Origin of the sequence: Micromonospora sp. ALFpr18c, from assembly GCF_008868155.1 — a bacterium.
GTDB lineage: Bacteria > Actinomycetota > Actinomycetes > Mycobacteriales > Micromonosporaceae > Micromonospora.
This window is the reverse complement of record NZ_WBKR01000254.1, coordinates 1-7,829: the sequence shown is the minus strand read 5'-3', so window position 1 is coordinate 7,829 and position 7,829 is coordinate 1. Positions and strand designations below refer to the sequence as shown.

The window sequence follows — 7,829 nt, the reverse complement described above, 5'->3', positions numbered from 1 at the left end:
CGTCGGCGGGTTTGGCGGATGGCGTCGGCGGTGAAGACGATCAGGGCCAACCAGACCAGGGCGAAGCCGGCCAGACGGGCCGGCGGCATGGGCTCGTGGAAGATCAGCACGCCGCAGCCGAGCTGAAGGATCGGCGCCAGATACTGGATCATGCCGAGGCCGGTCAGCGGCAGCCGGTTGGCGGCCCCGGCGAAGAGCAGCAGCGGGATCGCGGTGACCGCACCGGCCAGCACCAGCAGCGCGGTGTGCCCGACCGAGACATGCCCGAAGGTCAACTCGGCGCGGCGGGTCAGCCAGGCCAGGTAGCCCAGCGCGGGCAGCGCCAGCACCGCTGACTCGACGAAGAGCCCCTCGGCGGCGGGCAGCCCGAGCCGCTTCTTGATCAGGCCGTAGCCGGCGAAGCTGAACGCCAGGGTCAGGGCCAGCCAGGGCAGGCGACCGTAGTCCACGGCGAGCACCACGACGGCCGACCCGCCGATGCCCAGCGCCACCCACTGTGCCGGCCGTAGCCGCTCCCGCAGCACCGTCACCCCGAGCAGCACCACGACGAGGGGGTTGATGAAGTAGCCGAGCGCCGTCTCCACCACCCGCTCGGAGCTGACCCCGTAGATGTAGGTGCCCCAGTTGATCGCGATCAGCGCGGCGGCGGCGGCGATCCCCGCCATCGCCCACGGCCGGCGCAGCAGCGCCCGCAGGAAACCGATGTTGCGCAGCGCACCCAGCAGCAGGGCCACGAAGACCACCGACCAGACGATCCGGTGAGCCAGGATCTCCAGCGGGCCGGCGGGTCGCAGCAGCTTGAGATAGAGCGGGAAGAAGCCCCAGATGAGGTACGCGACGAAGCCGTAGAGGTAGCCCAGGCGGAGTGACGTCACGCCTCCACCGTAAGGGGTGAATCCCCGCTATGTTCCTTTCCGGTGATCGGGGTCACCGGCGGCCGCTGGTCGAGATTCATCCACCGCTCCGGGACCTCCAGCGGAGTGAAGCCCACCCGCGCGTACACCTCGTGCGCGTCGTTGGTGACCAGCAGGATCCGGCGTACGCCCAACTCGGCCAGGTGGTCGCGGACCGCGGCCGCGAGCCAGCCGCCCAGGCCGTCGCCCCGGGCGGCGCGATCGACGTACACGTCGCAGAGCCAGGCGAAGGTGGCGCGGTCGGTGACCACCCGGGCCACCGCCACCTGCTGGCCGTCCCCGGGCCGGTAGACGCCGAACGGCAGCGAGCCGGCGAACGCCCGCGCGACCATCTCCCGGTCCCGCCCCAGTGCCCAGTACGCGTCGGTGGACAGCCACCGGTGCACCCGGTCCAGGTCGAGGCGTGCCGGATCGGTGCTGAGCAGGTGGCCGTCGGCGCGAGTCAGTGAGAACACTCCGCGACGCTAGCCGCGACGGCGGCCTCCCGCGCCGACCAATTCCCGCACTCTGGTCACCGACCCGTCCGGTCCCCGGTGCTCGTCGGGGGCCGGACGGGGTCGAGGCGGTGCTGGTCAGTCCCGGTCGAGGACGGCGCCGAGGATCCAGGTCACGATGCTCACGAAGAGGGCGCCGAGTACGGCGGCCGGCCAGAAACCGTCCACCGAGAACGGCAGGCCGGCCTGGTCGGCGATCCAACTGGTGAGCAGGAACAGCAGGCCGTTCACCACCAGCGCGATGAGACCGAGCGTCAACAGGTAGAAACCACAACCGACGGTCTTGATGATCGGCTGGAGGACCGCGTTGACCACGCCGAAGATCACCGCGACCAGGAGCAGCGTGGTGACCGTCTCGACGGCCGAGTTCGAGTCCAGGGTGATACCTGGAATGAGCAGTGTGGCCAACCAGAAGGCCAGCGCCGTGGTGGCCAGCCGGATCAGCAGACCTTTCAGAAAACCCATGGCGGGGATCGTGCCACGGACCGGGCGGCGGCGTAACCCGCCAGTTGCCGCGCCGGGCGGGTCAGCCGCGTCTCGCGCGCGGGCAGGTCGATCGCGTTCCGCGCCGGGCGGGTCAGCCGCGCGCGGGTCGTCCGATCAGCTGCGCCTCGATCGGGGTCGGGGAGAGCAGCGCCCAACGCAGGGCCCGCCGGTTCACCACGGCCACCATGTCGTCGCGGATCCGGGTCAGCCACTCGGCCGACCCGCCCAGCCCCAGCGCCGCGCCGGCCAGCGCGGCTTCGGCCGTGTCCAACGGTTGCAGCACCGCCAGGTCGGCGCGGCTCAGCGCATCGGTGTCCGCCGCGGTCAGCTCGTCCCGCACCACCAGGGTGGCCCGCCACGGGGCGCCCGGCTCCGCCTCGGCCGGCATCGGCCCCGCATCGACCACCAGCAGCAACGGCCGCAGCGCGGTCGCCACCCCGTCGGCGACCCGCCGGCCCGGCGGGATCAGCGGGATCGTCCCGCCCGGCGCGCCCACCCCACGGACGAACGGCTCCCAGGCGCGTGGCCGGGCGGTCTGCACGACCACCAGGGCACCCAGCGCCATCGCGCGCAGCGCCACCAGTTGGGCCGCGCGTACGCCGCCGACCAGCAGCACCCGGGTGCTCTCCGGCCGGAACAGTCGCACGGTGACGGCTCCGCCGTGCCGGTTGGTGCCGACCAGCATCCCGGCCTGACCCAGGGTCAGCTCCCAGTCGTCGAGCGCCGGCCGGGGCGGCGTGCCGGGGGTCGCGAGCGCCAGGGGCAGCGTGGCGGCCAGCCCCTCCAGGTGCGCGCCGTCGAGCCGGCGTAACCCTCCACCGAGGCCGCTCACCAACCGGTCCAGCGCCTCGGCGGCCAGGGTCAGCTCGGTCGTCGTCCCGGCGGCCAGCCGTACCGTCAGCTCGGTCGGCACCTCGGTGGCGCCGCCGGCCGGAAGCGGGCCCGCGCAGATCGACACGGTCGTCGCGGTCGCCGGCAGCGCGAGCAGCCGAGGCGCCAGGAGACGGCTGCCCGCGCCGCCGGTGTCCGGCCAGCGGGTCAGCCGGAAGGTGGCCTGGACGAGGGCGCCGGACCGAAGCACCGGCCAGGACTCGCGCACCGGGTGGCCGTCATGGTGGGCCAGCTCGCCCAGGACGCGCAGCGCCGCGGGTACGCCGAGTGGCCGTGCGGTCAGCGGCCCCAGCCGGCGGACGACGCGGCGGACCGTGCCGGCGAGCACCCGGCGCAGGGCCTCCTCCGACCAGCCGTCGACGCGCAGCACCCGGACCGCCAGCACCGCCTGCTCCCGCCCGGCGAGCCGCCCGTCGGTGAGCTGCCGGTACGACGTGCCGACCGTGCCGCCGGCCGCCGGTACGGGTGCCGGTGTCCCGGCGAGCAGCAGCTGGATCCGCAGCGGCGGGACGTCCACCCCCGGTGCGGGCAGCAGGGCCGATGGCGCGGGGATCGCCCGGGACGCGTCGCCGAGCAGGTCACCGGGGTCGCCGAGTTCCAGCAGCGCGACCATGCCGTCGGTGTCCTCCAGCACGGCCGCCGGCCCGTCGGACAGCTCCGTGGAGCGGACCACGGTGCCTGGCGCCACAAGGTCGAGCAGGTCGGCTGGCCCGGCCGGCCCGACCAGCGCCCGGCGACGGGTCAGGTGCCCGACGGCGGTGCCCAGCCACTCGAAGAGCCACCGGCCCCGGACGCGGACCCCGGCGACCGCCAACAGCACCGCCGCCGCGGCCCCGGCCGCGACGGTCACCGGCGCGCCCCGGCCGAGGGCGGCCAGGACGAGTGCCGCCGCGACCTGGGCGGTGACGAGCTGGCCGGCGCGTATTCCGGTGCCGGCGCGCTGGGCGAGCGCTGCCCACCGACCAGCGCGTCGACGAGGGGCGGCGCCCGGACCGGTGGGACCGGAGGCGGTGTCCACGACGCCCGGGGCGGGGCCGGTCCGGGCGGGCTGCTGCGGCCCCCCGGTGGTGATCGCCGGCACCGCGCCTCCTCCACCGATGTGGACCGAGCCGGGCGGCCGGCCGCTCTCCTGGCCCGTCACGCGCCGCGACGTGGCTGCGGCACATCGTAAGCGACCGATGGCTGCCGTGGTTGTCCACAGGGGAGGCGCGGGGGGTAGCAGAACCGCTACCAGGCCGCTACCGTCAGCCACGAAGTTCATCGCTGCCCGCGTCCGCCGTGCTTCGAGGAGCGGGCCAAGCGACCGGCGCGTCCTCCGGGCGCGTCGACGGTCAGGCGCGATCGAGGAGACGAGGTGACGTCCGGGTGTCCCAGACCCAGGCAGAAGCCGCGGTGATGAAGCAAACCGCCGCGAAGTTCGAGCAGGTGGACCAGTCGTTGCAGTCCATGCTGACCGGCCTGCTGGCCGAGTTGGAGGTGTTGCAGCAGGCCTGGCGCGGCGCCGGTGGACGGTCGTTCGAGCAGGTCAAGCAGCAGTGGTCGCAGGATCAGGCCGCGCTGCACCGGGCCCTGCGGGAGACCGCCGGTGCCATCCGCAGCGCCGGCCGGCAGTACGACGTCTCGGACGACGAGGCAGCCAGCCGGGTCGCCGGCACCAACCGCGGCGGCATCCAACTGCCGCTCTGATCCCACTCGGGAGGGAGATCCGATGGACCACGGTGTGCTGGTCGTCAACTTCGCCGCGCTTCAGCAGGCCGGCGCGGACATCCAGAAGGCGCTGAACACGCTCGACTCGCAGCTTGGCCAACTCGAACGCGATGCCGCGCCACTGGTCGCGGGCTGGAAGGGCGACGCCCGGGAGGCGTACGAGCAGCGCCAGGCTCGGTGGCGGTCCGCCTCGCAGGACCTCCAGGCGATGCTGCGCGACATCAAGCTGGCGGTGAACGACTCCGCCGCCGACTATCTGGACACCGAGAAGAAGAACACCGGGCTGTTCCAGTGATCCCGGTGGGCCGGGAGCGCTGACCGTGTCCGGGTCCGCGCCCCGGCCGAGCCCGGCGTCGAGGAGCAGGGGCTCAGGCCGGGCCGGCGGGTCGCCACCGTCGACGCGCACCCCGGGGCAGCACCAGGGCGAGCAGCACCACCGCACCTGCCGTCGTCCCGACCACCGCCCCGATCAGCAGGGCCCGGTCGCGTGCCGTTTCGCGGCGAGCCTCGCGGGCGATTTGTGCGGCGTCGGCGCGGTCGTCGGCGAGCGCGGCAGCGGTCCGGGGGCCGGCCGGCTGACCGGCACCGGTCTCGGTGACCGCGCGGTACGGGTTGAGCACACCCGCGCCGTACCCGCCGCCGTGACCCGGGCCGGGTGCCGGATCGGCGGTGGCGATGATCCGCTCCGCCACCTGGGCGGCGGTCAACTCGGGGCGGTACTGACGCAGCAGGGCGGCGGTGGCGGCCACGAACGGCGCCGCGTAGCTGGTGCCCTCGACCCGCTGGTGACCCTGCCCGGGCGCGGCGGTCAGCACCTCGCTGCCCGGTGCGACCAGATCGACGTACGCGCCGGTCTGCGAGAAGGCCGCCCGCACGCCGTCCGCCCCGATCGCGCCCACCCCGAGCACCCCGTCGTACGCGGCCGGGAACGGGCGCGGATCGCCGCTGTCGTGCAGGTTGCCGGCGGCGGCCACCAACACCACGTTCCGCTCCACGGCGTAGCGGACGGCGGACTGGACGGCCGGGTCGTCGGCGTACAGCACGACGGAGAGGTTCACCACGTCGGCGTCGTGGTCGACGGCCCAACGGATGGCCTCGGCGAACTCGGCGGCGCTGACCGTACGTCCCGACTCCCGCCCCTGCACCACCTGCTGCTCACTCACCCGTACCGGCAGGATCCGGGCACCCGGCGCGAGGCCGTGGAAGGCGACACCGGGTTGGGGTTGCGCGGCGATGATGCTCGCCACGCCGGTGCCGTGCCCGGCGCAGTCACGGCTGCCGTCTCCGCCAGGGTCGAGCAGGTCGGTGCCGGTCAGCACCTGCCCGGCCAGTTGCGGGTGGGCCCGATCGACCCCGGAGTCGACCACCGCGACCGTCACTCCGGCCCCGGTGGCCAGCGGCGCGAGCCGTGCTGGGTCGTACCGTTGCTGCGTCCACGGGAGGGCCGCGACCGGCCGGACGGGGGCCAGGGGGGTCGCGCAGGTCGGCGCCGCCCGCCGCGCGGCGTCAGCGGCCTCGACCGGGAGGGCCGGCGCGGTCAGCAGGCCGGCCGCCAGGCCGGCGAGGACCGGGCGCGCAATCGACCGGGACATCGACGGCCTCCGTATCGTGTCGGCTCCGGGACGGGATGTTATCGCCTCGCTCGCGCCCCGGCGGACCGCCGCCGGCCAGCCATTGTGATCTTGGTACCACCTTGTAGGTTGTACGCGATACCTGTGGCCTGTTCTCGGAAGGAGAGGTGGCCGTGACCGAATGGGAGCCGGCCACGGAGGCCGAGGTGGCGATGCGGGACGCGCTGCGCGCCAACGACCAGGAGCTGTACTTCCGGCTGCTGTCCCGCACCGATCTGCTGTTGCCGGTCTCCGCGCCGGCGCTGGCCGGCCAGGCGTCGCCCGGCTGGGGCACCTGGACCACCGGTGGCCGGACGCACGTGCTGGCCTTCACCTCCGCCGCCGCGCTGCGGACCTGCCTCGGTGACCACCCGGGCAGCAACCGACGCGTCCCGTTCACCGACCTCGCGGTCGGCTGGCCCAACCACGAGTGGTGGCTCGCGGTCAATCCGGGGTTGCCCGTCGAGGGCTACCTGCCCGCCTGGTTCGTCTCCCAACTCTCCCGTGGCGACGTCCGGCTGCCCGGTCGTGCCATGGGTGCCCGCGCCCGGCTGGAACGGGCGGAGACCCTCGCCCGCACCCGCACCGGTGCGCCGGGTCGGGACGCCGCAGGCTCGACGCCCACGGCCGGTCCGATGCCGTCCGGCCCGACGTCGTCCGGCCCGATGCCGTCCGGCCCGGATCCGGTGGCCATCCCGCCGGTGCGGCCCGCGCCGACGCGGCCCGCGGTGCCCCGGATGACCAGTCCGCTGGGACCGGGCACGTCGAGGAGTACGCCCGGTGCGGGTGACCTGTCCCGCCTCTCCGGCGGGGAGGACCTGCCGGCCGCCGGTCAGCGGCACCCGAGCGCCGCACCCGGCCCCGACTCCGTACCCGCGGCGGGCGCTCGGCCCGCCGCACCCCGGTTCGCGCCGTCGACGGCCGCCGACCGTCCCGGCACCGTACCGACCGACCAGAGTGGCACCGCCACCGGCCGGCCGCCGACCGCGCGGCCCGGCGACGCCGCCGCACCGGCCAACGGCACCGCCCAGGGCGACCGGCGCTCCTTCTTCGAGCCGGCGTCCGGACGGGGCCGGGCCACCGGCCCGACACCGGGCGCGGGCCGTCCCGGCGAGCGCGCCGCGCCCCCGTCGCGGTTCGGCCGGGGTAGCCAACCGTTCCCGCGCCGTCGTCCCGCCGACGCGCCGAGCGCCGACGGTGCGACCCGAGCCTTCCCGATGACCGACGCGAGCGTCCCCCGGCCTCCGCGCCCGGCGGCCGGCGACCCGCTGGCGTTCCGAGGGGTACGCTCGCCCGCTCCCGGTGACGAGCCCACCCAGCCCCTGCCTCCACGCCGACCGGACCGGCTGGCCGAGGAGCCCACCCGCGCGTTCCGGGCGGCCGGTGCGCCACCACCGACCCGACCCGCCCCGTCGGCCGAGGAGACCCAGGCGATCCCGCGTGGCCGGCCGGGGGAGCCTGGTCGGTACGAGCCGGTGGAGGAGCTGTCCGCGTCCATCGCGGAACCGGTCTCCGGCCCGCCCGCGCCACGCCGCGGCTTCACGCCCATCGTCATCGAGGGCACCATCATCGAGTCCCGCGACCTGACCGACCCGAGCGGGACGGCTCAGGCCGGCGGTGGCTGGCTGGCGGCCGGCAGCCTGCGTGCCGACGACCTCCTCGGCGGCCGGACCGCCTTCGACCCGGTCGTCGACCCCGTCAGCCCGCCGCCGCCCGCCCCGGCCCTG

At 75.2% G+C, this 7,829-nt stretch carries 8 protein-coding genes; 3 read left to right on the top strand and 5 right to left on the bottom strand.

Features of this window, described 5'->3' with window-relative positions; all coding sequences use genetic code 11:
- The 4 genes from rarD to eccE all read right to left on the bottom strand — a co-directional run.
- Positions 1-875: EamA family transporter RarD (gene rarD, locus F8271_RS28525; RefSeq protein ID WP_151492935.1), on the bottom strand; the 875-nt coding region annotated here is incomplete at its 3' end.
- The gene (locus F8271_RS28520; RefSeq protein ID WP_151492934.1) at positions 872-1,369 is read right to left on the bottom strand and encodes a GNAT family N-acetyltransferase; all 498 of its coding nucleotides are present in this window, start codon (positions 1,367-1,369) and stop codon (positions 872-874) included. The genes F8271_RS28520 and rarD, both read right to left, overlap by 4 nt.
- 117 nt (positions 1,370-1,486) lie before the next feature.
- Entirely contained in the window at positions 1,487-1,873 is a 387-nt protein-coding gene (locus tag F8271_RS28515) for a phage holin family protein (protein WP_151492933.1), read from the bottom strand.
- 112 nt (positions 1,874-1,985) lie between these two features.
- Positions 1,986-3,857: a type VII secretion protein EccE gene (gene eccE, locus F8271_RS28510; protein WP_370461986.1), complete on the bottom strand. Its 1,872-nt coding sequence runs from the start codon at positions 3,855-3,857 to the stop codon at positions 1,986-1,988.
- 293 nt (positions 3,858-4,150) lie between these two features.
- Here eccE and F8271_RS28505 point away from each other — a divergent pair, with 293 nt between their 5' ends.
- Together F8271_RS28505 and F8271_RS28500 are read left to right on the top strand one after the other, a co-directional pair.
- Positions 4,151-4,471, top strand: coding sequence for a WXG100 family type VII secretion target (locus tag F8271_RS28505; protein WP_151492931.1), 321 nt, complete (start codon positions 4,151-4,153; stop codon positions 4,469-4,471).
- Between the two features lie 22 nt (positions 4,472-4,493).
- Positions 4,494-4,787, top strand: a complete 294-nt coding sequence (locus F8271_RS28500; protein WP_151492930.1) for a WXG100 family type VII secretion target — start codon at positions 4,494-4,496, stop codon at positions 4,785-4,787.
- A 73-nt stretch (positions 4,788-4,860) separates the two neighbouring features.
- On the opposite strand, the gene mycP is transcribed toward F8271_RS28500, so the two are convergent.
- Positions 4,861-6,084, bottom strand: coding sequence for a type VII secretion-associated serine protease mycosin (gene mycP, locus F8271_RS28495; RefSeq protein WP_151492929.1), 1,224 nt, complete (start codon positions 6,082-6,084; stop codon positions 4,861-4,863).
- Between the two features lie 152 nt (positions 6,085-6,236).
- On the opposite strand from mycP, the gene F8271_RS28490 reads away from it, so the two are divergent.
- Positions 6,237-7,829 (top strand): SseB family protein (locus F8271_RS28490; RefSeq protein WP_192580501.1); only part of this gene is annotated, 1,593 nt, incomplete at its 3' end.

What these genes read in the sequence shown, in the direction of transcription:
- F8271_RS28515 (WP_151492933.1), bottom strand. Translation starts at nt 1,873, where the DNA reads ATGGGTTTTCTGAAAGGTCTGCTGATCCGGCTGGCCACCACGGCGCTG.
- F8271_RS28500 (WP_151492930.1), top strand. Translation starts at nt 4,494, where the DNA reads ATGGACCACGGTGTGCTGGTCGTCAACTTCGCCGCGCTTCAGCAGGCC.
- mycP (WP_151492929.1), bottom strand. Translation starts at nt 6,084, where the DNA reads ATGTCCCGGTCGATTGCGCGCCCGGTCCTCGCCGGCCTGGCGGCCGGC.